General features: G+C 67.8%; 21 protein-coding genes and 1 pseudogene. 16 read left to right on the top strand and 6 right to left on the bottom strand.

Translation table 11 applies throughout. From position 1 onward, the window contains the following. Positions 1-3: 3 nt before the first annotated feature. The 3 genes from H537_RS51865 to H537_RS47500 all read right to left on the bottom strand — a co-directional run bounded on the left by H537_RS51865 (position 4) and on the right by H537_RS47500 (position 3,274). On the bottom strand, positions 4-558 hold the full coding sequence (locus H537_RS51865) for a Mov34/MPN/PAD-1 family protein (RefSeq protein WP_156902153.1): 555 nt from the start codon (positions 556-558) through the stop codon (positions 4-6). Beyond that, on the bottom strand, positions 555-2,024 hold the full coding sequence (locus H537_RS51860) for a ThiF family adenylyltransferase (protein WP_238446932.1): 1,470 nt from the start codon (positions 2,022-2,024) through the stop codon (positions 555-557). Before H537_RS51860 ends, H537_RS51865 begins: the two co-directional genes overlap by 4 nt. Before the next feature lie 272 nt (positions 2,025-2,296). Next, the gene (locus tag H537_RS47500; RefSeq protein ID WP_051244371.1) at positions 2,297-3,274 is read right to left on the bottom strand and encodes an adenylate/guanylate cyclase domain-containing protein; all 978 of its coding nucleotides are present in this window, start codon (positions 3,272-3,274) and stop codon (positions 2,297-2,299) included. Between the two features lie 318 nt (positions 3,275-3,592). On the opposite strand from H537_RS47500, the gene istA reads away from it, so the two are divergent. The 16 genes and pseudogenes from istA to H537_RS0135565 all read left to right on the top strand — a co-directional run bounded on the left by istA (position 3,593) and on the right by H537_RS0135565 (position 19,405). Then, a complete protein-coding gene (gene istA / locus H537_RS0135645) occupies positions 3,593-5,116 on the top strand; it encodes an IS21 family transposase (RefSeq protein WP_029001693.1) in 1,524 nt (507 codons plus the stop codon). Between the two features lie 19 nt (positions 5,117-5,135). After that, positions 5,136-5,249 (top strand): annotated as a pseudogene (locus H537_RS53890) (IS21-like element helper ATPase IstB); the annotation flags it as partial. Between the two features lie 203 nt (positions 5,250-5,452). Beyond that, on the top strand, positions 5,453-8,401 hold the full coding sequence (locus H537_RS0135640; RefSeq protein ID WP_029001692.1) for a Tn3 family transposase: 2,949 nt from the start codon (positions 5,453-5,455) through the stop codon (positions 8,399-8,401). A 205-nt stretch (positions 8,402-8,606) separates the two neighbouring features. Next, positions 8,607-8,978, top strand: coding sequence for a hypothetical protein (locus H537_RS0135635; protein WP_156902152.1), 372 nt, complete (start codon positions 8,607-8,609; stop codon positions 8,976-8,978). A gap of 136 nt (positions 8,979-9,114) precedes the next feature. Then, the gene (locus H537_RS50035; RefSeq protein ID WP_051244368.1) at positions 9,115-9,435 is read left to right on the top strand and encodes a hypothetical protein; all 321 of its coding nucleotides are present in this window, start codon (positions 9,115-9,117) and stop codon (positions 9,433-9,435) included. Then, positions 9,432-10,895: a TolC family protein gene (locus H537_RS0135625; protein ID WP_084151204.1), complete on the top strand. Its 1,464-nt coding sequence runs from the start codon at positions 9,432-9,434 to the stop codon at positions 10,893-10,895. Before H537_RS50035 ends, H537_RS0135625 begins: the two co-directional genes overlap by 4 nt. A gap of 40 nt (positions 10,896-10,935) precedes the next feature. Then, complete coding sequence (locus H537_RS0135620) at positions 10,936-12,339, top strand: multicopper oxidase family protein (protein WP_029001689.1); 1,404 nt, start codon at positions 10,936-10,938, stop codon at positions 12,337-12,339. A gap of 41 nt (positions 12,340-12,380) precedes the next feature. Further along, positions 12,381-12,959 carry a cupredoxin domain-containing protein gene (locus tag H537_RS47485; protein ID WP_029001688.1) on the top strand — a complete coding sequence of 193 codons (579 nt, stop codon included), beginning with the start codon at positions 12,381-12,383 and terminating at the stop codon, positions 12,957-12,959. 30 nt (positions 12,960-12,989) lie between these two features. Then, a complete protein-coding gene (locus H537_RS0135610; protein WP_029001687.1) occupies positions 12,990-13,445 on the top strand; it encodes a DUF411 domain-containing protein in 456 nt (151 codons plus the stop codon). A gap of 15 nt (positions 13,446-13,460) precedes the next feature. Beyond that, positions 13,461-13,808 (top strand): copper-binding protein, encoded by a 348-nt coding sequence (locus tag H537_RS0135605; protein ID WP_029001686.1) that lies wholly within the window; start codon positions 13,461-13,463, stop codon positions 13,806-13,808. Positions 13,809-14,139: 331 nt separating this feature from the next. Then, positions 14,140-14,868: a DUF305 domain-containing protein gene (locus tag H537_RS47480; RefSeq protein ID WP_084151203.1), complete on the top strand. Its 729-nt coding sequence runs from the start codon at positions 14,140-14,142 to the stop codon at positions 14,866-14,868. 125 nt (positions 14,869-14,993) lie between these two features. Then, the gene (locus H537_RS0135595; protein WP_029001685.1) at positions 14,994-15,455 is read left to right on the top strand and encodes a hypothetical protein; all 462 of its coding nucleotides are present in this window, start codon (positions 14,994-14,996) and stop codon (positions 15,453-15,455) included. A 153-nt stretch (positions 15,456-15,608) separates the two neighbouring features. Continuing rightward, positions 15,609-16,112 (top strand): hypothetical protein, encoded by a 504-nt coding sequence (locus H537_RS0135585; RefSeq protein WP_029001684.1) that lies wholly within the window; start codon positions 15,609-15,611, stop codon positions 16,110-16,112. 132 nt (positions 16,113-16,244) lie between these two features. After that, entirely contained in the window at positions 16,245-16,526 is a 282-nt protein-coding gene (locus H537_RS47475) for a DUF2933 domain-containing protein (protein WP_211235140.1), read from the top strand. A gap of 4 nt (positions 16,527-16,530) precedes the next feature. After that, positions 16,531-18,918 (top strand): heavy metal translocating P-type ATPase, encoded by a 2,388-nt coding sequence (locus H537_RS0135570; RefSeq protein WP_084151202.1) that lies wholly within the window; start codon positions 16,531-16,533, stop codon positions 18,916-18,918. A 1-nt stretch (position 18,919) separates the two neighbouring features. Beyond that, complete coding sequence (locus H537_RS0135565; protein WP_238446931.1) at positions 18,920-19,405, top strand: SRPBCC family protein; 486 nt, start codon at positions 18,920-18,922, stop codon at positions 19,403-19,405. A 21-nt stretch (positions 19,406-19,426) separates the two neighbouring features. Here the strand turns inward: H537_RS0135565 and ftsH are convergent, their stop codons facing one another. From ftsH to H537_RS0135550, 3 genes are all read right to left on the bottom strand, one after another. Beyond that, positions 19,427-21,328, bottom strand: coding sequence for an ATP-dependent zinc metalloprotease FtsH (ftsH, locus tag H537_RS47470; RefSeq protein WP_051244362.1), 1,902 nt, complete (start codon positions 21,326-21,328; stop codon positions 19,427-19,429). Positions 21,329-21,427: 99 nt separating this feature from the next. After that, positions 21,428-21,772, bottom strand: a complete 345-nt coding sequence (locus H537_RS47465) for a YHS domain-containing protein (RefSeq protein ID WP_043461588.1) — start codon at positions 21,770-21,772, stop codon at positions 21,428-21,430. A gap of 70 nt (positions 21,773-21,842) precedes the next feature. After that, positions 21,843-22,493, bottom strand: coding sequence for a DUF6629 family protein (locus H537_RS0135550; protein WP_029001681.1), 651 nt, complete (start codon positions 22,491-22,493; stop codon positions 21,843-21,845). Between the last annotated feature and the right edge of the window lie 35 nt (positions 22,494-22,528).

Below are 22,528 nucleotides of genomic sequence, written 5' to 3'. Positions count from 1 at the left end.
ACCTCACTTGGATACGCGCGCGGGTTCATCCCGCCACAGGAGCGTTGACTTCAATAGGTGCCTCCATCCGCTCACCGGCTTGCAGAGGGCTTCGGCGTTCGAGGCTGAGAGACCGGCTTGAATCGGAGGACGCCCGCGGCGGAACGCGTGCGCTGTTCCTTCGATCTTGCCGTCCCGGGACAACTTCACCACAAGCAAGGCCAAGAAATTCGCTTGCTGATCTGGATCCTCAGCAAGCCCTTGCATCTGCAGAAAGTCGGTAGAACTCGGCCATGCCGGGAAACTTGGATGTGAATGCCATTCGCCGAGGTAGTTAAAACGCTCGTAGTTGTGCCCGGTTCGCTTGAAAAAGTGCTGCATGAATCGGTCATGCGACGTTGAACTCCGCGAGAAATTTGCAAAGCTGCCATCCCGCTGCACTGAAAGGTCGAGTACAAGGAAGTGCCCGTTGCCCAAGGCTTCCCCTGCGAGCACACCGCCAATCTCATTGGAACCGGCTTTGCGTAGCTCGCGCCAGAGTTTTGCCATACAGGCTTGACTAAGAACAACGTCAATCACGTCATAAATCCCTGACTCACACGTAGCGCGACCATGCCAAAGGCACCCTGCTCAGTACGGCCGACAATGGACTGGCGCGTAAGCCAACTTTCGTCGAGACTGTTGCGGTGCGAGGAGGGCCCACCAAGGTCGATAGGGTGTGTGTCGAATGCACCGGAAAAAATCCAGGCTTCCCGCAGGCCGATCATATACGCTGAGTGTTCATACTCGGATGACGCCTCATTCGCCATCGTGTCGATCACAAACCGAGCGAAGTGGGCCGCAACCACAGATACATCGGCATCATCGGCAACCATGGGCTCTTCATTTGGGCCAGCGATCCCATAGTCGATCAAGACCCTAGGCGGCTCTGGAAACGCAGGGTTGGCGCACCAACGGTCAATGGCATCGCGTGCTGCTTGCGCAGCGGGATCCAGCCCCGGCCGGCTACGGGCGATGAGCCCACCAAATCCTCCGCCGAAGACTCGCGCCCATGCCATTGGCTTGCGATGGTCCTCAGCAACGGCGGCGGCGTAGTTGAACGCCCTAGCGCTACCAGTGGCCTCAACGATGAAGTCGCAAAAGGACATACCTCTAAGAGCCGTATTCAGGAAAATTCCTGCCTCCTGGTCACCAAGATTTTGTCGAACGATGTCAACATGGATGCCAGAGGCAACCATCTCAAGCCGCTCCTTCAATCCTTCAACCTTGTGTGCGCCAACACTGCGCCAATCAAGGTCGTTGCGAACTAGGTTGCCAGCGCACAGGATGTCACCGTCGATCAACAAAAAGTTGCGAACACCTGCACGTGCCAGAGTCGTTGCTACCTTGCTGCCAACCGAGCCTCCACCTAGGACGGCCACCCTCTTCCCTAGCAAGCGTGCGTTGGCCAGTGGGAGACGCTGCGCACCGTCATCGACGTCTACGACCGCAACAGCGGATACTGTGTCGTCTTCTTCAGAGAGGTGAAATGCCTGAAGTCCGGATGGCAGAGACAGGACGAGCAGACGCGAGCCGTGGAGCGGTTTATCTGCAAACAGACGCCAAAGCGCCGCGGAGCCCAAGTCGCTTGCATTGGCCACCAGCGGCAATCGCTCGTCATCGTCTCTTAGCGACATAGCCACCCCGTCTTGGAATGCGAGGCAGACAAGCGGTTGCGGCAGATCTGGATCAGTCCAAATACTACCGTCTTCAAGATTCAGTTGCGTCAATCTCCAAACACTAGACTTAGCGAAAACAGATAACTGAAACTTAGCCATGCAGGGGGTGCCTAGCGACGTAAGCCGCTGGGTCAAGCCCTTTGTTTGAACCAGACGTCGAAATGTAAATCGCAGGCTTTGCGCTTGTGTCAAGCCATGCGCCGATGCTACCTGCCGTTCGTGTCCAGTGTCGTCGATGTGTGCCTCCTCGTACAAAAGCCGGTACGCGCTTTTCACCATGTCGGCGCCGGTGTAATAGGGCAGCCAGTTGTCCGCACGTATCTCCAAGCAGAGCTCTCCGCCAGGCCCGTATTGGTGGCGTGACCACCGTTCACCGGCTTCCCGTGGCACTACCATAGGTGGCGCGAACGGGAAGACGTCAGGATAGTTCACCCATACGCGCCTAACATACCCGCCGACCATCATGTCAATGGCGGCCCGCAAAGTCCCGGACTCACAGTCGATGCTCCATTCAGTGCTCAGCATCCAGGGTGCGTCGCACAGCTGGGTCAAAGCTTGCATTTCGCCAGTAAGCCGGTCCCGACGCAGCACGAACCACATTACGCAAATCCGGCTGGAGTCTTGGACGGCGTCGCCGCGCGAGCAGGGAAAGTGAAGCCGGATACCGCGGCGGCGGCCGGCGCTGCGGTAGCCTGACGTAGCAACCCGCCGCCAGCCACAGCAGCTCGCTTGGCTACCACATTTTCTGCTTCGAGAGCGTTGACGGCTTCGTCATAATCAAAACCGCTCCGGCGCCGGTTGGGGTTGAAAAGCGTCTTGAAGGCCATCGGCGCCTGCGCGTACAACTCTGCGCCGACGGACGTTTCCCCACTTTCGCAGCGCAACTGCTGGCGTTCGGACTCGCGGACCGAACGGCTGATGCAGCAGCGAATCATTTCGCCCTTGACACCGAGGCGAGTTATTGCAATGGGGCCGTACTCAAGCCCGATTTGCAAGCCAAGGTTTCCAACATCAATCTCCTCCTCGGTCAACAGACGGAGTGCGAGGTCGAAGCTGCTGCGCAGGGCGGCAGCACATAGCATGGCATTTTTGGCTGTTTCATTGCCGTCGGTAGTCGGTGCGGTGCCTTCCACCATCACGCCGTGGACACAGTCGCCGATGAAGCGAATTTTGCGGCCAGCGAAATTTTGGTAGAGCACACAGTCCATCTCAGCGCGCAATACATGAAGCGTACGAACTACGTCCTTGGCCTTCTCGTCGTCATTGACGCGGCCTGCAACGTAAGCAGTGAAGCCGTCGATGTCAGCGTAGACCGACGCCGCCTCTTGGCGCCGAGAGTTTTTCGGTGTCAAAACTTCCAAGTCTAAGTCCGCAAATGGTGGCGTGTGCCTTGAAAACACAAAGCTGCCAATTGGGTTCTTATTCAGATCATCTTTCCAGTCGCTGACCACGTCGTCAGCCGAGATGCCGAGTTCGGCCTCTTCCTGAGAAGTCTCAATTTGGCTGGCCTTGAGGGGCGTGACGTCCTCATTGGAAACAGCATCCCAACCCACCGTGGCGCGCGCGGTGTTGGTCATGAAGATGCCTTCCTTCGTGCCGCCACCGGAACGCTTCGCAGCCAAATTGGCCGGCTCCCCAAGAAACAACGGCTCCCGATTGCCGCGGCGGCCGTTGTTGACGGCCAGCGCCTGTCACTTTCCGCCGTATAGGCGCCACGGCGTTTTCGGCGTCATGGAGCCACGCGGTTTCCGCCGTAATGGAGCCACTTCGTTTTCGGCATATAGGAGCCACCCAGGGCTGACGGACACCTCGATCTGAGCCCGGCCGCGTCGGTGCTGAAGTGCGTGCCACACCAGGCACGCATGGAGGCAGCGATGGGCCGAAGGAGGTTCGAGATGTTCCAGTACCGATCCGTGCTGGCGCAGATCCGGCGCGGCGCATCCGACCGGGAGCTCGCACGCAGCCACACCATGGGGCGGCGCAAGCTGGCGCAGTTCCGGGCGTTGGCCGCCGTGCAGGGCTGGCTCGACGCCGAGGCGCCGCTGCCGGACGAGGCGCAGATCGCCGCGGCGCTGGAGCCGGCGAAGCAGGCTGCCAGCACTGTCTCGAGCCTGGAGTCGCACCGCCAGCGCATCCAGGAGTGGCTGGAGCAGTCGGTGCCCGCCACCGCGATCCTGGCGGCGCTCAAGCGCAACCACGGCTACCCGGGCAGCTACTCCTCGCTGTACCGGATGATCGTCTCCATCCGCGGCGAGACGCCGCCGGCGGCCACCGTGCCGCTGGCGTTCGCGCCGGGCGAGGCGGCGCAGGTGGACTTCGGCGCCGGCCCGAAGCTGCTGCACCCCGACGGCAGCGTGCGGCGCACCTGGGCGTTCGTGATGACGCTGTGCTTCAGCCGCCACCAGTACGTCGAGTTCGTCTGGGACCAGACGGTGGCGACCTGGCTGGGCTGCCACCGCCGCGCCTTCGAGTGGTTCACGGCCGTGCCCAGGCGGCTGGTCATCGACAACGCCAAGTGCGCCATCAGCAAGGCCTGCATCCATGACCCAGTGGTGCAGCGGGCCTACGCCGAGTGCGCCGAAGGCTGGGGCTTCCGGATCGATCCATGCCCCCCAGGCGACCCGCCCAAGAAGGGCGTCGTCGAGGCCGGAGTCAAATACCTGAAGGTCAACTTCCTGCCGCTGCGCGAGTTCCGCGACCTGGCCGACCTGAACGCACAGGCCGGCCGCTGGGTGATGGACGAGGCCGGCCAGCGCGTGCACGGCACCACGCGCCAGAAGCCGCTGACGCTGTTCGAGCTGGACCGGGCGCACATGCTGGAATTGCCCGCCGTCGCGCCCGACCTCGGCACCTGGCACCGGGTCACGGTGCACCGCGACTGCCACGTCGCCCACGAGCGGGCGCTGTACTCGGTGCCGTTCACGCTGGTGGGCAAGACGCTGTGGCTGCGCGCCACCGACACGGCGGTGTTCGTCTACCACGAGCACCAACTGGTGGCCACGCACCGGCGCGCGCAGCGCCCGGGCGAGCGCGTGAGCGTGCGCGACCACTTCCCGCCCGAGGCGCAGCTCTTCTTCGCCCACGACCGCGCCTGGTGCCTGGAGCAGGCGCGCGAGGTCGGCACCGCGTGCGCCGAGCTCATCGAGCAGATGCTCACCGACCGGATCCTTGAGCGGCTGCGCGCCGCCCAGGGCGTGCTGCGCATGCGCGACACCTACGGCGCCGAGCGGCTCGAAGCCGCGTGCGCGCGGGCGCTGCTGCATGCCAGCCCCTTCTACCGCACGGTCAAGACCATCCTGGCCGGCGGCTACGACCGACAGCCGCTGAGCGTGGCCGAGCTCGGCCACGTGCACGCGCCCGGCGCGCGCTTCGTGCGCAGCGCACAGCTGCTGTTCGACCCCGACGCTCCGCGTCACTGACCCACCTGGAGTGCTTGCCATGAACCCCATGCCAGTACTGAGCCCGCACCTGAAGCAGCTGCGCCTGTCGGGCATCCTCGACTCGCTGGAGGCCCGTAACCGCCAGGCCATCGAGTCCAAGCTCGCCTACACGGGGTGGACGGACTCCTTGTGCAAAAAGGTGCGCTTGTGGTTACGTCCAGTTGCTTTCGAGCTATTTAGGGTTATTACTTATTTCTCGGCTCAGACTGAGTTGGCCCCGAAACACCAGCCATGGTCTGAACCAGCTGATGACCGATGGCGGCCCCCACTTTCACCCAGTAGAGTCGGCACCCCACTTCCTGCGCCGAGGCAGCGATGTCCGCATTTGCCGATCGCTTCGTTGGATGCGACTGCCTGCCGGGGCGGCTGAGCGATTTCGACCGGGAGCATTTCTTCTCGCTCACCAAGGCCGACGTCGAGGCTGTGAAGGAGCAGTTCCGGGAGGGGCACCAGCTGGCCGCGGCGTTGATGGTGCTGTTCATGCGTGTGGCCGGTCGTCCGTTGGATGGCTTCACCGTCCTGCCGCGCAACCTGCTGCGCTACGCGGCCGGCGCCCTCGGCGTGGCGGCCCCGTCCATCGCCAGCCTGCGATCCACCTATCGGCGCAAGCAGACCCTTTTCGCTCACCAGCGTTGGGCCAAGGAATACCTCGGCCTCACCGCGCTCGAACCCGCGCAGGAGCAAAACCTCGTGTCGGCGCTGGAGGTACAGGCGCAGGATGCCGCGCACACCGACGATCTGGTGCAGGCGGCCAGGCACTGGCTGTTCACCCGCCGCATCCTGATTCCGTCGAGCCGCCGGCTGCTGGACTGGGCGCGCGATGCCTTCGCAAAAATCGAGACGCAGATCGTGATCTGCGTGGCCGATGCCGTGGGCCGCGCGAAGGCTGCGAAGCTGCTGCTGGCTGTCCACGCTCCGCGGCCCGGCACGGACGTGAGCCGCATCGAATGGCTCAAGACGCCGCCCAGGCGCCACAGTCCCACCACGCTGGCCGAGACGATGGAGAAGGTGCGCTACCTCAAGGGCCTTGGCGTGCACGAATGGGATCTCTCCGGCGTTGTGCTGGCACGGCAACAGGCCTACGCGCGACAGATCCAGGCCCGCCGGCCCTACCGGTCCCGCGACATCAAGCTCGCCGCGCAGCTCGTCGAGGTGGTGTGCTTTCTGCGGGTGACGCTGCTGGAGCTCACCGACGCGGCGCTGCATTTGGCCAGCCGGCGCGCACAGCAGCTTGTGCGCTCGGCGGCCGAGCGTGCCCGCACCCGGCACGCCCAGGAAAGTGCGAGCCAACTGCGGCAGGCCGCCCTGGCCAAGGCGGTGCTGCACGACGGCGCCAAGTCCTGGGAGGAACGCGTGCTGCAGGCGCAGGAGCTGCTGGCTGCGGTCGGCGATGCCGTGCCGGTCAGCTTCGCATCGCGGGTACGCAAGGCTTTGGCCGAGGACTCGACCCGTGTCCATGCCTGTCTCGACGTGCTCTCAAGCCTGGAGTTCCAGGGAGGGTCCAAGGACGCCGGGTTCACACAATGGCAGGCGTGGACAGCGCTGCGTGCCCGTCCTGGCCACAAGGACGGCGGGCGCGACGAGCTGCCGGACGTTGGAGCGGCATGGAGAAGCCTGGTTCACCAGCGGGACCGCAAGGCCGGCTGGCGGGCCTTCGAAGCCAGCACGATGCTGGCACTGCGGCGCAGCCTGCGGCGCGGCTCGGTATGGATCGACCATTCCTTGAGCTTCCAGAGCCGCGAGCAGTTGCTTATCCCGCCACAGCAGTGGGCACTGCAGCAGCGCGAGCATGTGGAGCTGCTGGGCGTGCCGGAATCGTTCGACGCGCTGCTGATGCCGCTGGTGGCCGCCATCCACGCGGGCATGCAGGCCGTGGTGGAAGCTCTGCGCGTGGGCAAGGTGGAGATCGGCACGGATCGCATGCTGCATCTGCCAGCCCTTCTGGCGCTGCCCGACGACGGCGAGCCGGTGCGTACCCGTGAGGCCATCTACCAGCGCATCGGTGACGTCCAGCTGCCTGAGCTGCTTCTTGAGGTGGACGCCGCCACCAACTTCAGCGACGCGCTGCTCGGACACCGGGCAACCTCCTCGCAAGAGCTCCTTGCGGTGTACGGTGCGCTGCTGGCGCACGGCACGGACCTCGATGCCCGAGGCGTGGCGCACATGATTCCCGAGCTGGACGCCGCACAGATCCTGGTGGCCATGCGCGCCATCGAGGGCAGCGGCCGGCTGCGTCGCGCCAACGAACGCGTGGCCGAATTCCAGAGCCGCATCCCACTGGCGGCACTCTGGGGCGAAGGCGACAAGGCGTCGAGCGACATGCTCGCGCTCGATGCGTCACGGCACCTGTGGAATGCGCGCGTCGATCCACGCCGGCGCACCTACGCCGCGGGCATCTACACCCACCTGCGCGACCGCTGGGGCATCGTCTATGACCAGCCCATCGTGCTGGGCGAGCGCCAGGCAGGTGCGGCCATCGAGGGCGTCGAGCAGCACAACCGCGTCGAAGACCGCATCAGGCTGTCATTGGTTGCTTGCGATACCCACGGCTGGACGGACGCCGCCATGGGCATCGCGAAGGTTTTGGGGTTCGACCTGTGTCCGCGCCTGCGCGACCTGGCCGAGCGCAAGCTTTTCCTGCCCAGGCCGTTTCTCATTCCCGACGAATTGGACGCCGTGACGGAACGACGCGTTTCGCTCAAGGCCATCGAGCGCGGCTGGCCGGAGCTGCTGCGCCTGGGCGCGTCCATTCGCAGTGGCCGGGTGTCGGCCGCGCAGGTGATGCAGCGCTTCGGCTCGGCGGCTCGTGGCGATCCCGTGCACCGGGCTGCCGAGCATCTGGGTCGGCTGCTTCGCACGGTGTTCTTGTGTGACTATTTGGCCGTGGCGGACTTCCGGCGCGAGATCCACACGCTGCTCTCGCGCGGTGAATCTGTGCACCAGTTGCAGCGCGCGGTTTACAGCGGCCGGATCGCGCCAGAGCGAGGCCGGCGACCTGACGAACTGCGGGCGATCTCGGGTGCGCACACGCTGCTGACGAATGTGGTCCTCGCCTTCAATACCCATCGCATGAACGACGTGGTCCTCGCGCTGCGCAACAGTGGCATGCGCATCGAGGACGACTGGCTGCGGCGCATCGGGCCAGCGCATTTCGGGCACATCAACTTCCGCGGCACGATGCGTTTTGGCGTCGAACGGTACGTCGAGTCCTTGATCCAGGCACGAGGTGAGCGGTCGCCCAGTCTTCGAACAGGCCATGCCTGAGAAGCCAGCCGTGGATGGACCGGTCTGCGCTCAAGAATGGCGGCGGGCATTTGCAGTTTGTAAGCGCCTTTTTCGCACACTGGGCCCCTTGACCTTGTCACAGGGGGAAGGTTCACACTTGCTGCCATATGGAAACTACAGCCCTGTGCGCTTGACATGGGGCAACTAAACTACCGTCATGTGGCGTGTTTTCCGGATCGCGATGATGTGGCTGTTGGCCGTCGCGCTGCCCTTGCAGGGCAGCGTCGCGGCCTCGCTGCGCGTGTGCGGTCCGGGCCATGACCGCATGGCCGTGGCCGCCGCCGTCATCGGGGAACACGACCACGCGGCGCACCACCACGACGCCGTCGAGGCGCTTGCCCACGACGACGCAGCCGCCACGCAGGATCTGCACAAGAGCGCGCAGCACAAGTGCAGCGCCTGTGCAGCCTGCTGCGTCACGGCGGCGCTGCCTGCGGCCACGCTGCGTTTCGAGGCGGCTGTCGATGCCATGGCGCCGCCGACGCCACTGTTTCTCAGCGCCGTGGCGTTTCTAACGGACGGCCCGGACCGTCCACCCCGCCTCCTGTTCGCCTGACGCGCCCTTGGCGCGGGTCGTGGCTCGCCTGGCCGTCGTCTGACGGCGCAGCGGCTGCGCATCCGCCGCCACTCACGTCCTTGCCCCACCGGCTGCATTGATGCGGCCGCGCCGGGCCCGTCCAGCGAGCATCCTCATGGCCTCATGGTCCTGCACCGCCGCAGTTGCGGTGCTCATCGCCGTCCCGGCCCTGGCCGCGGCGCAAGGCGCCGCCACGCCGGCCGCGCCGCAACCCGTCTACCGCTCCACCTTCGAAGGCTATCGGGCCTTCACCGACGAACCAGTCCGCCCCTGGCGCGAGACCAACGACACCGTCGGCCGCATCGGCGGCTGGAAGGCCTACGCCCGGGAGATCCAGGCGCCTGACGCCCGGCCCGCTGCGGCCAGCGCCAGCGCACCCGTGCCCGATGCCGCCGGCGGCTCGCACTCGAACCACCACGCCCCCGCCAAGCCATGACGACGCCGTTCACGAACCACGACACGGTGCGCGCCCGGCCGCGCAAGCGCCTGGCCGTCGCCGCGCTGGCATTGCTGGCGTTGGGCGGCTGCGCCAGCACGGCCGTCCAGCAGAACCTGGGGCTCGCGCAGGACGTGGCCAGCCAGCGCCTGGGCGCGCCGCTGAAGTGGCTGACCACGGACGAGGCGCGCCAGGAGGCGCGCACTGACGTGGACCGGCTGCTGCAGCAGCCTCTGTCCGCCGACGATGCGGTGCGCATCGCGCTGGCCTACAGCCCTGGCGTGCAGGCGCTGCTGTCGGATGCGGCGGCCAGCTCCTACCAGGCAACGCAGTCGGCCCGGCTGCCCAACCCGGTCTTCGCCTTCGAGCGCCTGGTGCGCAACGAAGGCGGTGAGCGCGAGCTGGAGATCGGGCGGGCGCTGAGCTTCCCGCTGCTGGACCTGTTGCTGCTGCCGGCGCGCACGCGCATCGCCAACGCGCAGCAGCAGCAGATCCGCCTGCGCATGGCCGGCGATGTGGTGCAGGCCGCGACGCAGGCGCGCCAGGCCTGGGTGCGCGCCGTGGCGGCCGTGCAGGCGCAGGCCTACTTCGAGCAGGTCAAGGAAACCGCCGACGCGGGCGCCGAGCTCGCGCGCCGCATGCAGTCGGCCGGCAACTTTAACCGCCTGCAGCGCGCCCGCGAGCAGGTCTTCAGCGCCGAGGCCGTGGCCCAGCTGGCCCGCGCGCGGCAGGAAGCGCTGGCCAGCCGCGAGGCCCTGGTGCGTGCCCTGGGCCTCAACGATGCCCAGGCGCAGGCCCTGAAGCTGCCCGAGCGGCTGCCGGACCTGCCCGCCGCGCCGCGCGAGGAGCGCGCCGTGATGCAGGCCGCGCTCGACGAGCGCCTGGACATGCGCCAGGCCCGCGCCGAGCTGGAGTCCTCAGCCCGCTCGCAAGGCATCACGACCGTCACCAGCGTGGTGGGCGACTTCGAGCTGGGCGCCGTGCGCAACAGCGAGTCCGGCCGGCCGCACCAGCGCGGCTACGAGCTGGCGCTGCCGCTGCCGATCTTCAATGCCGGCGACGCGACGCGGGGTGCTGCCCAGGCGCGCTACATGGCGGCCGTCCACCGCACGACGCAGTTGGCCGTGGACGCGGCCTCGCAGGTGCGCGAGAGCTACGGCGGCTACCGCACCGCATTCGACCTGGCGCGCCACTGGCGCGACGAGATCGTGCCGCTGCGCAAGACCATCTCCGACGAGAACCAGCTTCGCTACAACGGCATGCTCATCGGCGTGTTCGAGCTGCTGGCCGACGCCCGCGACCAGGTCGCGGCCGTGGCCCAGGCCGTCAACACCCAGCGCGACTTCTGGCTCGCCGACGCGGCGTTGCAGTCCGCGCTCATCGGGCGTCCCGCCACCGCGGGCGTTTCCCTGCAAGCCGCCCCGGCCGCGACCGGCGGCGGCAGCGCGGGCGGCCATTGAGCGCCACCCCCGTGCCCAAGACATTTTCTGGAGTCCTTCCATGACGACGAATCGACGTCGCTTCCTGGCCGGGTCGGCCGCCGTGGCCGCCGCCTCGGTCAGCAAGGTGGCCATGGCCGCCTTGCCCGAGCCCGTGATCCAGACAAGGCCCGACACCATGCCGCCGCTCGTGCCCGGCACCGGGCGGCCCTACAACCCCGTGGTCACGCTCAACGGCTGGACCCTGCCCTGGCGCATGAAGGGCGGGGTCAAGGAATTCCACCTGGTGGCCGAGCCCGTGGAGCGCGAGATGGCGCCGGGCTTCAAGGCGCACCTGTGGGGCTACAACGGCCAGTCGCCGGGACCCACCATCGAGGTGGTCGAGGGCGACCGGGTGCGCATCTTCGTGACCAACAAGCTGCCCGAGCACACCAGCGTGCACTGGCACGGCCAGCGCCTGCCCAACGGCATGGATGGCGTCACGGGGCTGACCCAGCCCGGCATTGCGCCGGGCAAGACCTTCGTCTACGAGTTCGTGGCGCGGCGGCCCGGCACCTTCATGTACCACCCGCACGCCGACGAGATGACGCAGATGGCCATGGGCATGATGGGCTTCTGGGTCACGCACCCCAAGGCCAAGCATCCGCTCATCGACGAGGCGGACCGCGACTTCTGCTTCCTGCTCTCCGCCTACGACATCGATCCGGGCAGCTACACGCCGCGGATCATGACGATGCTGGACTTCAATCTGTGGACGTGGAACAGCCGCGTCTTCCCCGGCATCGACTCGCTCAACGTGCGCCAGGGTGACCGGGTGCGGCTGCGCATCGGCAACCTCACGATGACGAACCACCCGATGCACATCCACGGGCACGAGTTCGCCATCACCGGCACCGACGGCGGCCCCACGCCGCGCAGCACGCGCTGGCAGGAGGTGACGACCGACATCGGCGTGGGCCAGATGCGCCAGCTGGAGTTCATCGCCGACGAGGAGGGCGACTGGGCCTTCCACTGCCACAAGAGCCACCACACCATGAACGCCATGGGCCACAACGTGCCCACGATGATCGGCGTGGACCACAGCGGCGTGGCCAGGAAGATCAGCAAGCTCATCCCCGACTACATGGTCATGGGCGAGCGCGGCATGGCCGACATGGGCGAGATGACCATGCCGCTGCCCGACAACACGGTGCCGATGATGACCGGCGAGGGACCGTTCGGCGGCGTGGAGATGGGCGGCATGTTCAGCGTCATCAAGGTGCGCCGCGACCAGAAACCCGGCGACTACTCGGACCCCGGCTGGTTCAAGCACCCGGCAGGCACCGTGGCCTACGAGTGGACCGGCCAGCTCGCCGAGCCCGAGCGCTCCAGCGACGCCGGGCGCAGCGCCATGCCGCGCGCCGACAAGGGCACAGCGCCCACCGAAGTCCAGGTGCGCAAGCCCAGCGGCCATTCCGGCCACTGAGGACGCCGCACCCGTTTCCCGAATTCAGAAGTACCCCCCACATGAAACTGCAGCAACTCACGCTCGCCCTGGCCGCTGGCTTCTTCGTCGCGGGCACCGCCCTGGCGCATGAGGGCGACAGCCACGCCGCCCCGGCCACCACCACGGGCCACGCCCATGCCGACGGCCACGAACACGGCCATGGCGACACCGACGCCATCGGCGTAGCGGGCCAGCCCGACAAGGTCACGCGCACCGTCAACGTCGACATGACCGACGCCATGCGCTTCAACCCGTCGAGCGTGCGCGTCAGGCAAGGCGAGACCATTCGCTTCGTGGTGAAGAACTCGGGCCAGTTGAAGCACGAGTTCGTGCTCGGCACCGAAGCGGCCCTGAAGGAGCACTACGAGCTGATGAAGAAGTTCCCCGAGATGGAACACGCCGACCCCAACCAGATCACGGTCGCACCTGGCCAGAGTGGCGAAGTGGTCTGGCAGTTCACCAAGGCGGGCCAGGTCGATTTCGCGTGCCTGCAGCCCGGCCACTATGACGCCGGCATGAAGGGCGCCGTGAAGGTGGCTGCCGGCAAGCCGGCCAAGTCCGCCCAGGCCAGCGGCGGCCATGCCGATCGCAAGCACTGATTCCGACAGGACGCTCCAAGGAGACGAACGATGATTACTCAACGCCGCCGACTGCTCGGCACGCTGGCATTGCTGCCCTTCGTGTCGCTCGTGCACGCGGCCAATGCGCCGCTGGTCGAGGTCTGGAAGAGCCCGACCTGCGGCTGCTGCAAGGACTGGATCGCGCACCTGCAGGCCAACGGCTTCCCAACCAAGGTCAACGAGACCGGCAACACCGCGATGCGCAGTCGCTTGGGGCTCGACGTGAAGTACGGCTCGTGTCACACGGCACTCGTCGGTGGTTACGCCCTTGAAGGTCACGTACCGGCGCGCGAGATCCAGCGCCTGCTCAAGGAGCGCCCCACGGCCATCGGACTGGCCGTGCCCGGCATGCCCGTGGGCTCGCCCGGCATGGACGGCCCGGACTACGGCGGCCAGAAGGACCCCTATGACGTGCTGCTGCTGCGCAAGGACGGCACGGCCGTCACCTACCAAACCTATCGCTGAAGAAGGGACTGATCCATGAAGAAGCTCATCCTCGCCGCGCTGCTGGGCGCTGCTGGCATCCTGCCCGCGGCTGCCCAGACGTCCGACGCCGATCACGCAGCGCACCATCCCGCCGCGGCCGCGTCGGCCGCCGCAGCCGCTGACCTGACTGACGGAGAGGTGCGGCGCATCGACAAGCCCAATGGCAAGGTCACTCTCAAGCACGGCGAGATCAAGAACCTGGACATGCCGGGCATGACCATGGTGTTCCAGGTCAAGGACGCCGCGATGCTCGACGCCGTCAAGGTGGGCGACAAGGTGCGCTTCCACGTCGAGAAGCAAGGCGGCGCCTTTGTCGTCACGCAGATGCAGACCGCCCAGTGACCGCCATCAGCGGCAAGTGGCCCTGAGCCCGCGTGCCCTGCATCGCTCGCGCGAAGCGAAGGAGCCTGCGGGGCCTTCGCTTCTCCTGGGTCACGAGGGAATGCTCCGGGCCTGATTCGGGCGGCAAGGGCGCTTCACTCGCCAATATGCCTCTGAGCGGGGAACAGGTGTTGCCCCGCCAGTGGGCCGGATGACCGGCGCCTGGTCTGGAAAGGTCCATGCAAAGCCATGGAGCGCCGCTGCACCAGCGGCCGGGGAGGCTGATCAGGCCTGTGTGCGCTGCCGCATTGCCGGCGGCGTGCCTGTGTGGCTTTGTCGAAAGGTCTGATCCATGCAACCTCCTTCAATGGTTTCCTCGCTCGTGTCGCGTGCTGGCGTGGCCGCTGCCGCTTTGGCGCTGGCTCTGCCGTTTCCTGCCGTCCAGGCCCAGGAAAGCGGCCCAGGCCGCGGCCTCACGGCCACCTTCGAGGTCGATTTCCTGAAGTCGATGATCGACCACCACTACTCGGCGCTGCGCATGTCCGAGTTCGCGGCCGGGACCGACACGACGCGCAATCCCGAGCTGGGACGCTACGGCGAAGGCACGTCGCCCACGCCCGGCACCGCAGCCACGAGCCCCAAGGCGCTCTCGGGCAGCATTCGCTCCATGGCCCGCGAGGAGAACCGCGTGCAGCGCGAGGAGATCGGCAAGGCGCAGATGTTCCTGAGGACGTGGTACGGCCAGGCCCACGAGCCGCAGCTCACCGACATGGGGCGCCAGCAGATCCAGCTGCTGGAGTCCACGGCGGCCGGCGCCGAATTCGACCATACGTTCCTCGAAACCATGGCGCGGCACCACTACATGGCCGTGACCATGGCCACCGATTGCCTGGTGACCGCGGACGTCAAGCACGTCCCGCTGCAGCGCTACTGCAGCGGCATCCAGCACACGCAGATCAACGGCATCAGCGAGATGCGCGACATGCTGTGCAACCGGTTCAAGTTCTGCGACTACCAGCCGCTGCAGGGGCTGCGGGGCCGGCACACCGGCAGCGACGGCGAGCCGGGCGCCGGCGGCTGATCGACGGCGCTCACGCGCCGTGCCCCGTGCACGGACAGCCCATTGATGCCGGTCAATCAAGCCGGGGTGGGCTGCCGTAGCATCAAGGCGTCCATCCCACACGCCCGGCTTTACGCCCCCCTGCCATGCGCTTTGCGTTGCGGCCCCGCCTGAACCGCGTCATCGCCCGGCTGATGTGCTGGGTGCTGCTGTTGGGCTGGATGGCCGGTGCCGCCAACGCCTGCGTCCTGCAGGCGCCGGTGGCCGTCACGGCGGCGCACGCCGCCGCGCATGAGCACGCCGCGGGCGATGCCGGGCACCACCATCACCAAGACGCCGCTTCCGGCGCCGCCCACAGCGACGACGGGCAGGAGCACGAAGCCCTGCCCGGACAGCAGGCGTGCAAGAGCCTGTGCGACAGCGAGCAAAGCGCGGTCGCCAAGACCGGTGCGAGTGACGCGGCAGCAATGCTCCCACTGGGTGCTGTCATGACCGGCCATTGCCTGGTCCTGCCCGCTGCACTGGTGACGCGCGTGCCGCGTCCTGATGCCGCCACCCTGCCGGCGCCCCCGCCCATCCCCATCGCGTTCCTGCGGCTCACGATCTAGAGCCTGGTCTGTCGCCCGCCTGCCAGTGAGTGCGCCGCAAGGCCTGCTTCGCGGCGGGCTGCGCGCGCTGCTGCCGGCGCACCCCCAACGCACCGGCCAGCGCCCGCTGCGCATCTGATTCCCACACTTCAATCCACCTGGAGGACTTGCGCCATGGCACTTCGCCCCCTCGCTCTTGCCGCCATCCTGGCCGCGCTGTCGCTCGGCGTACACGCCCAGACCAGCCCGGAGGACCACGCCGCGCACCACCCTGACAGGGCTTCCGCGCCGGCCGCGGCTGCACCGGCGCGACGCGCGCCTGCTCCTGCCGCGGCGGCCAGCGCCAGTGCGGCAGGTGCCATGGGGATGATGGGCCAACCCGCCGGCATGGAGCAGCACATGAAAGCCATGCGCGAAATGCACGAAAAGATGGGCAAGGCGCGCACGCCCAAGGAGCGCGAGGCGCTCATGGCCGAGCACATGAAGCTCATGCAGGAAGGCATGGCCATGATGGACGGCATGAAAGGCATGGGTGGCACGGCACCCCAGGGTGCCGCCGCACCGGCCTCGGCTGCGCCTGCGGCGCGCATGCAGGCGCTGGAGCAGCGCATGGACATGATGCAGTCGATGATGCAGATGATGATGGACCGCATGCCGGCCCCTGCAACCAAGCCCTGAAGCCTGCCGCCGCACGTCGCCAACAAGGTAGCGGCGTGCGGTCGCCAGGGCCTTGACCTTCCCACGATGGGAGGGTCTAAGTTTCACCTGCAGCCGGCTCGCTGAGCCGGCGTCCAAGAAGGAGCCTGGACCATGGAAACCTCCCATCACCACGACACGTCAAGCGTCGGTCAGGGCAGCGGCACGCGGCGCAGCCCGTGGACCGTGGTCATCGTCATGCTGCTGCTCATCGGCGGCTTCTACCTGCTGCGCGAGCACTGGGGCCACGTCGCGGGGTTGTGGCCGTACCTGCTGCTGCTGGGGTGCCCGCTGATGCACCTGTTCGGCCACGGTGGTCACGGCCATGGCGGCCACGGCCACCACCAGGGGAGCTCGAACAGTGCCAACGCCTCGTCGCCCGACGGCAAGTGGTGATGCCATGGATGAGCCTGTCCACCACCACACCCACGCTGGCCACGGTGCTGCACCGGGTGCCGGGCAGGGCCATGGCCATGAGCACCATCACCACGGCGCGCAGGATGCCCTGAAGGACCCGGTGTGCGGCATGGCCGTGACCGAGGCCTCTGCGCACCACCTGGAGCATGCTGGCCGGCCCTACTGGTTCTGCAGCATCCGCTGCAAGGACAAGTTCGCCGCCGAGCCTCAGCGCTATGCCGTCGAAGCTCCGGCGCCTGCCCTTGCCCCGACCGACCCGGCGCCCGCGGGCACGATCTACACCTGCCCGATGCACCCGGAAATCAGGCAGGACCGCCCGGGCAACTGTCCCAAGTGCGGCATGGCGCTGGAGCCACTGCTGCCCGACCTCGACGCCGAAGAGCGCAACCCGGAGCTGGAGGACTTCACTCGCCGCTTCTGGTGGACGCTGCCGCTGACGGTGGTCGTGACGCTGCTGGCCATGGTCGGGCACCGCCTGGGCCTCTTTGACATGGCCACCCAGAGCTGGATCGAGCTGGCGTTGTCGGCCCCGGTAGTGCTGTGGGCGGGCTGGCCTTTCTTCGTGCGCTGGGCGCAGTCGCTGGTGAACCGCAGCCCCAACATGTGGACGCTCATCGGCACGGGCACCGGCGCCGCGTTCCTCTACAGCCTCGTGGCCACCGTGGCGCCGCAAGTCTTTCCCGAATCCTTCTTCGCCATGGGGCGTGTCGCGGTGTACTACGAGGCCGCGGCCGTGATCATCTCGCTGACCCTGTTGGGCCAGATGCTGGAGCTGCGCGCGCGCTCGCAGACCTCGGCCGCCATCAAGTCGCTGCTGGGCCTGGCGCCCAAGACGGCGCGGCGCATCCGCCCCGACGGCGGCGAGGAGGACGTGCCGCTGACACACGTGCACGTGGGCGACCTGCTGCGCGTGCGCCCGGGCGAGAAGGTGCCGGTGGACGGCGCCGTCGTCGAAGGCGCCAGCGCCGTGGACGAGTCCATGCTCACCGGCGAGCCCGTGCCCGTGAGCAAGCGCGCCGGCGACAAGCTCATTGGCGCCACGCTCAACACCAGCGGGGCCCTCGTGATGCGCTCCGAGCGGGTGGGCGCGCAGACCATGCTGTCGCAGATCGTGCAGATGGTGGCGCAGGCGCAGCGCTCCAAGGCGCCGATGCAGCGCATGGCCGACCAGGTCGCCGGTTGGTTCGTCATGGTGGTGGTGGGCATTGCGCTGCTGACCTTCTTCGCCTGGGGGCTGTTCGGGCCCGAGCCGGGCTGGGTGTTCGGCTTCATCAACGCGGTGGCCGTGCTGATCATTGCCTGCCCGTGTGCACTGGGCCTGGCCACGCCCATGTCGATCATGGTCGCCACGGGCAAGGCCGCCACGCGCGGCGTGCTGTTCCGCGACGCCGCGGCCATCGAGCGGCTGCGTGACGTGGACACGCTCATCGTGGACAAGACGGGCACGCTCACCGAAGGCAAGCCGGCGTTTGAGCGTGCCGTGCCGGCGCCGGGCTGGGACGCCGACGAGGTGCTGCGCCTGGCCGCGAGCCTGGACCAGGGCAGCGAGCACCCGCTGGCCGACGCCATCGTGGCCGCCGCGCGGCAGCGGGGCCTGGCGCTGGACAAGCCCGAGGAGTTCGAGTCGGGCAGCGGCATCGGCGTGCGCGGGCGCGTGGCCGGCCGTGCGCTGGCGCTGGGCAACACCGCGCTGATGCAGCAGCTGGGCGTGGCGGTGGAGCCGCTGGTGCCGCAGGCGGAAGGGCTGCGTGCCGAGGGTGCGAGCGTCATACACCTGGCCGTGGACGGGCAGCTCGCCGGGCTGCTGGCCGTCGCGGACCCGGTCAAGGCCAGCACGCCCGAGGCGCTGAAGACGCTGCGCGAAGCGGGCCTGCGCGTGATCATGGCCACGGGCGACGGCGTGACCACCGCCCGCGCGGTAGGCGCGCGCCTGGGCATTGACGAGGTGCACGGCGAGGTGAAGCCCGCCGACAAGCTGGCGCTGGTGGACGGCCTGCAGCGCCAGGGCAAGGTGGTGGCGATGGCCGGCGACGGCATCAACGACGCGCCGGCGCTGGCCAAGGCCGACGTGGGCCTGGCCATGGGCACGGGCACCGACGTGGCGATGAACAGCGCCGCCGTCACGCTGGTCAAGGGCGACCTGCGCGGCATTGCGCAGGCGCGCGTGATCTCGCAGGCGACGATTGCCAACATGAAGCAGAACCTGGGCTTCGCCTTCGTCTACAACGCGCTGGGCGTGCCGCTGGCCGCCGGGCTGCTGTACCCGTTCACCGGCTGGCTGCTGTCGCCCATGATCGCCGCGCTGGCCATGAGCCTGAGCTCGGTGTCGGTGGTGGGCAATGCGCTGCGGTTGCGGGGCAGCAAGGTGTGACGTGGCCCAGCCGCTGCGCCTGCGGCACCGCACCGAGGTGCTGGTCAACGCCGACGCACAGCGGCTCTTCGAGCATCTCGACGACCCGCGCCGGCTGTCCGCCCACATGGGCAAGCCCTCGGCCATGATGGCCGGCGCCGCGATGGCCCTGACCACGGATGCTGGCGGCGGGCGCTCCATCGGCTCGGTCTACCGCCTGCACGGCAAGGTGCTCGGCCTGAATCTCGACGTGAGCTCACGGGTCGAGGAGCGCGCACCGCCGCTGCGCAAGACTTGGCACACGGTGGGCGAGCCGCGGCTGCTCGTCGTGGGCCGCTACCGCATGGGCTTTGACATCGCGCCGCTGGAGCGCGGCTGCCGGCTGGGCGTCTTCATCGAATACGCCTGGCCCGAGAGCCGCCCCTGGTTGGGGAGGATCTTCGGCGCGGCATACGCGCGCTGGTGCACCCGGCGCATGGCCATTGATGCTAGAGCGGCTTTTCCTTGAGAAGTGCGTTGCTGGCGGTGTTTACGGCGTCACCGCGCTTGTGACCGGCACCTGAAACACCGGATCGGCCCCCACGCGGGCCAGCACGGTATCCAGCATTGCCCGGTCCACCGTCTCCTTCTCCAGCAGCAGTTTCGCCAACGCTTCCAGTTGCTCGCGGTGCGTCTGCAGCGTGGCCGTCACGCGCTGCTTGGCCTCGTCCAGCAGCTGTCGCACCTCGGCGTCGATGGCCTCGGCGGTGCGCTCGCTGCAGTCGCGTTGCTCCCCACCGCCCGGCACGGCCAGGAAGGCCGAGCGCGGTGCGGTCTCCCAGGTCGCCAGCCCCAGCGTCTGGCTCATGCCGTACTGCGTGACCATGTGCCGCGCCATGTCGGTGGCGCGCTGCAGGTCGTTGGCTGCGCCCGTGGAGATGTCGTTGAAGACGATCTCCTCCGCCACGCGCCCGCCCAGCAGCACGTCCAGCCGGTCCAGCAGCTCGCTCCTGCGCAGCAGATAGCGGTCCTCGGTGGGTGACTGCTGGGTGTAGCCCAGGGCCGCGATGCCGCGCGGGATGATGGAGATCTTGGCCACCCGGTCAGCCGTGGCCCGGTGCTCGGCCACCAACGCGTGGCCGGCCTCGTGGTACGCCACGAAGCGGCGCTCTTCGGGGTTCATGACGCGGTTGCGCTTCTCCAGCCCGGCCACGATGCGGTCCAGCGCCTGCTCGAAGTCATCCATGTCCACGGCGTCCTTGCCGAGCTTGGCCGCGCGCAGCGTGGCCTCGTTGACCAGGTTGGCCAGGTCCGCGCCCGCAAAGCCGGGCGTGCGCGCGGCGACGGCGTCCAGGTCCACGCCGGGTGCGAGCTTCACGCTCTTCACGTGCACATCCAGGATCTGGCGCCGGCCCTTGCGGTCGGGCTTGTCGATGGACACGTGCCTGTCGAAGCGTCCCGGGCGCAGCAGCGCCGGGTCCAGGATCTCGGGCCTGTTGGTCGCGGCCATGATGATGACGCCGCGGTTGCCGTCGAAGCCGTCCATCTCCACGAGCAGCTGGTTGAGGGTCTGCTCGTGCTCCTCGTGCCCGCCGCCGAAGCCGCCCAGCCCGCGCGCCTTGCCCAGGGCATCGAGCTCGTCAATGAAGACGATGCACGGCGCCTTGGCCGCGGCCTGCTCGAACAGGTCGCGCACGCGTGCCGCGCCCACGCCGACAAACATCTCCACGAACTCCGAGCCGCTGAGCGAGAGGAACGGCACGCGGGCCTCGCCCGCCACCGCCTTGGCCAGCAGCGTCTTGCCGGTGCCGGGCGCGCCCACGATCAGCACGCCCTTGGGAATCTTGCCGCCCAGGCGCTTGTAGCGCTCCGGGCTCTGCAGGAACTCCACCACCTCCATCAGCTCCTCGCGCGCCTCGTCGATGCCGGCCACGTCCTTGAAGGTCACGCCGGTTTCCTGCTGCATGTAGACCTTGGCCTTGCTCTTGCCGATGGACATCAGCCCGCCCGCGCCGCCGGCGCCGCCCATGCGCTTCATGAGCAGCCACCAGATGCCGAAGAACACCAGCGCCGGCGCCACCCAGGACAGCAGCATCGCGAACAGCTTGCTCTCGCGCACGCTGCCGTAGCGCACCTTGGCCGCGTCCAGGGCTGGCACCAGGCCGGGGTCGTCGATCAGCACGGTGGCGAAGCGGTGCTCGCCGCCCGCGGCCTTGAGCCGGTCCACCTTCTCCTTGGGCAGCACCTGCTCCAGCCCGTCGGTCTTGAGCGTGCCCGTGGCCATGCCGTCGGCAATCACGAGGTCCTGCAACTGCCCGCCGGCCACGGCCTGCTTGAACTCGCTGTAGCTCAGCGTGAGCGTGTGCCCCTGGCCGAGGTAGTCCTGCAGCAGCGTGATCAGGAACAGGGCGAGAAGCACGTACCAGAGCGAGAAGGTCTGTTTCTTGTCCATCGAAGCCATGCTTGGGTCTTGGTTGTCTGAAGGAGCGGGCCTGCGCCTTTGCCGGGCAGGTCTGGTGTGGGTCGTCGTGGTTCCTGGGGCGCGGGGCTTTCAGCAGCAGCCGCCGCCGTGGCCGCCATGCCGGTGCGCGGTGCCGGGCCCGTGGCGGCCGGCGCCGCCGCGCAGGTAGCGTTCGGGGTCGGACTGGAAGCGCTCCAGCGTCTCGCGCGAGGCGAAGTGGTAGACGCGCCCGCCGTGCTGAGCCGTCAAGGTGCCGTCGCCTGCTGCGGGCTCGCCGCTGACCGGGTCGGTGGACGACCAGTCCACTCCCGGGCTGGCCTGGGGATGCGGGCGGGGTGCGGCGAAGCCTCGACCCACACCGGCGCGTCGCAGCAGGAAGACCAGGGCGCCCAGCACCAGCAAGGCGACGAGCCAGTTGTCGTTGAGCCATTGCATGGCACTCTCCTTTGTCGATAGGGTGGCACGCGCTGTGTGCAGCGTACCGGTGCGGCCTCCACGGGCCCTGTCATGGCCGCGCTCCGGCAAGCCTGTTCGGGTGCTGACTCAGGTGCAGGCACACCACGATGCTGAGGAGGGCGGCGAAGAAACACCAGACGGAGATGAACCAGCGGGCGTAGGCCACGTAGGCCAGGACCGAGGAGGCGAATGCCAGCGCGCCGAACAAGCGCACCCGGCCGTGGCTCGACAGCAGCAGGCTCAGCGTCGTGGCGGCCAGGTACAGCGCCATCACGGCCGGGATGTAGAGGTGGGGCGCGTCGTACTCGATGTGCCGCCCGATCGGGCGTGCCACGATGCCGTCGCTCACCAGCGTGGCCAGCAGGTACAGCCCCACGCTCAGACCCACCGCCACCGCGGCACCCAAGGCTTTGCGCCGGGTGGCTGTGCGCTCCAGCAGCCAGGCGGCCACGGGGACGTAGATGGGCCACAGCACGTGCGAGAACAGCGAGTACAGCATCGCGGCCGCCGTGTTGAGCCGCTCCAGCGCCGGATCGAAGGTGAGCCACACCACGCCCTCGGTCAGTTGCTGGATCGCGAACAGCAGCGGTATGGCGGCGTAGGCGAGTTCCGAGCGATGCCGAACCCTGCGCAGCGTCATCACGCCGACACCGGCCAGGAAGGTGCCGGCGGCAAGGCTTGCGGTCGCCGAAAAGCACATGTCACCCCACCTGGACAGCGCGGTGTTCGCACCCG

This window comes from Azohydromonas australica DSM 1124, from assembly GCF_000430725.1.
Lineage (GTDB): Bacteria > Pseudomonadota > Gammaproteobacteria > Burkholderiales > Burkholderiaceae_C > Azohydromonas > Azohydromonas australica.
The sequence above is the reverse complement of the archived record's forward strand: the minus strand, read 5'-3'. Positions and strand labels throughout refer to the sequence as shown.

What these genes read in the sequence shown, in the direction of transcription:
- H537_RS0135570 (WP_084151202.1), top strand. Translation starts at nt 16,531, where the DNA reads ATGGATGAGCCTGTCCACCACCACACCCACGCTGGCCACGGTGCTGCA.
- H537_RS0135610 (WP_029001687.1), top strand. Translation starts at nt 12,990, where the DNA reads ATGATTACTCAACGCCGCCGACTGCTCGGCACGCTGGCATTGCTGCCC.
- H537_RS0135550 (WP_029001681.1), bottom strand. Translation starts at nt 22,493, where the DNA reads ATGTGCTTTTCGGCGACCGCAAGCCTTGCCGCCGGCACCTTCCTGGCC.
- H537_RS47485 (WP_029001688.1), top strand. Translation starts at nt 12,381, where the DNA reads ATGAAACTGCAGCAACTCACGCTCGCCCTGGCCGCTGGCTTCTTCGTC.
- H537_RS47475 (WP_211235140.1), top strand. Translation starts at nt 16,245, where the DNA reads ATGGAAACCTCCCATCACCACGACACGTCAAGCGTCGGTCAGGGCAGC.
- H537_RS47500 (WP_051244371.1), bottom strand. Translation starts at nt 3,274, where the DNA reads ATGACCAACACCGCGCGCGCCACGGTGGGTTGGGATGCTGTTTCCAAT.
- H537_RS47465 (WP_043461588.1), bottom strand. Translation starts at nt 21,772, where the DNA reads ATGCAATGGCTCAACGACAACTGGCTCGTCGCCTTGCTGGTGCTGGGC.
- istA (WP_029001693.1), top strand. Translation starts at nt 3,593, where the DNA reads ATGTTCCAGTACCGATCCGTGCTGGCGCAGATCCGGCGCGGCGCATCC.
- H537_RS0135595 (WP_029001685.1), top strand. Translation starts at nt 14,994, where the DNA reads ATGCGCTTTGCGTTGCGGCCCCGCCTGAACCGCGTCATCGCCCGGCTG.
- H537_RS0135635 (WP_156902152.1), top strand. Translation starts at nt 8,607, where the DNA reads ATGTGGCTGTTGGCCGTCGCGCTGCCCTTGCAGGGCAGCGTCGCGGCC.
- H537_RS0135620 (WP_029001689.1), top strand. Translation starts at nt 10,936, where the DNA reads ATGACGACGAATCGACGTCGCTTCCTGGCCGGGTCGGCCGCCGTGGCC.
- H537_RS47480 (WP_084151203.1), top strand. Translation starts at nt 14,140, where the DNA reads ATGCAACCTCCTTCAATGGTTTCCTCGCTCGTGTCGCGTGCTGGCGTG.
- H537_RS0135605 (WP_029001686.1), top strand. Translation starts at nt 13,461, where the DNA reads ATGAAGAAGCTCATCCTCGCCGCGCTGCTGGGCGCTGCTGGCATCCTG.
- H537_RS0135625 (WP_084151204.1), top strand. Translation starts at nt 9,432, where the DNA reads ATGACGACGCCGTTCACGAACCACGACACGGTGCGCGCCCGGCCGCGC.
- H537_RS50035 (WP_051244368.1), top strand. Translation starts at nt 9,115, where the DNA reads ATGGCCTCATGGTCCTGCACCGCCGCAGTTGCGGTGCTCATCGCCGTC.
- H537_RS0135585 (WP_029001684.1), top strand. Translation starts at nt 15,609, where the DNA reads ATGGCACTTCGCCCCCTCGCTCTTGCCGCCATCCTGGCCGCGCTGTCG.
- H537_RS0135640 (WP_029001692.1), top strand. Translation starts at nt 5,453, where the DNA reads ATGTCCGCATTTGCCGATCGCTTCGTTGGATGCGACTGCCTGCCGGGG.
- ftsH (WP_051244362.1), bottom strand. Translation starts at nt 21,328, where the DNA reads ATGGACAAGAAACAGACCTTCTCGCTCTGGTACGTGCTTCTCGCCCTG.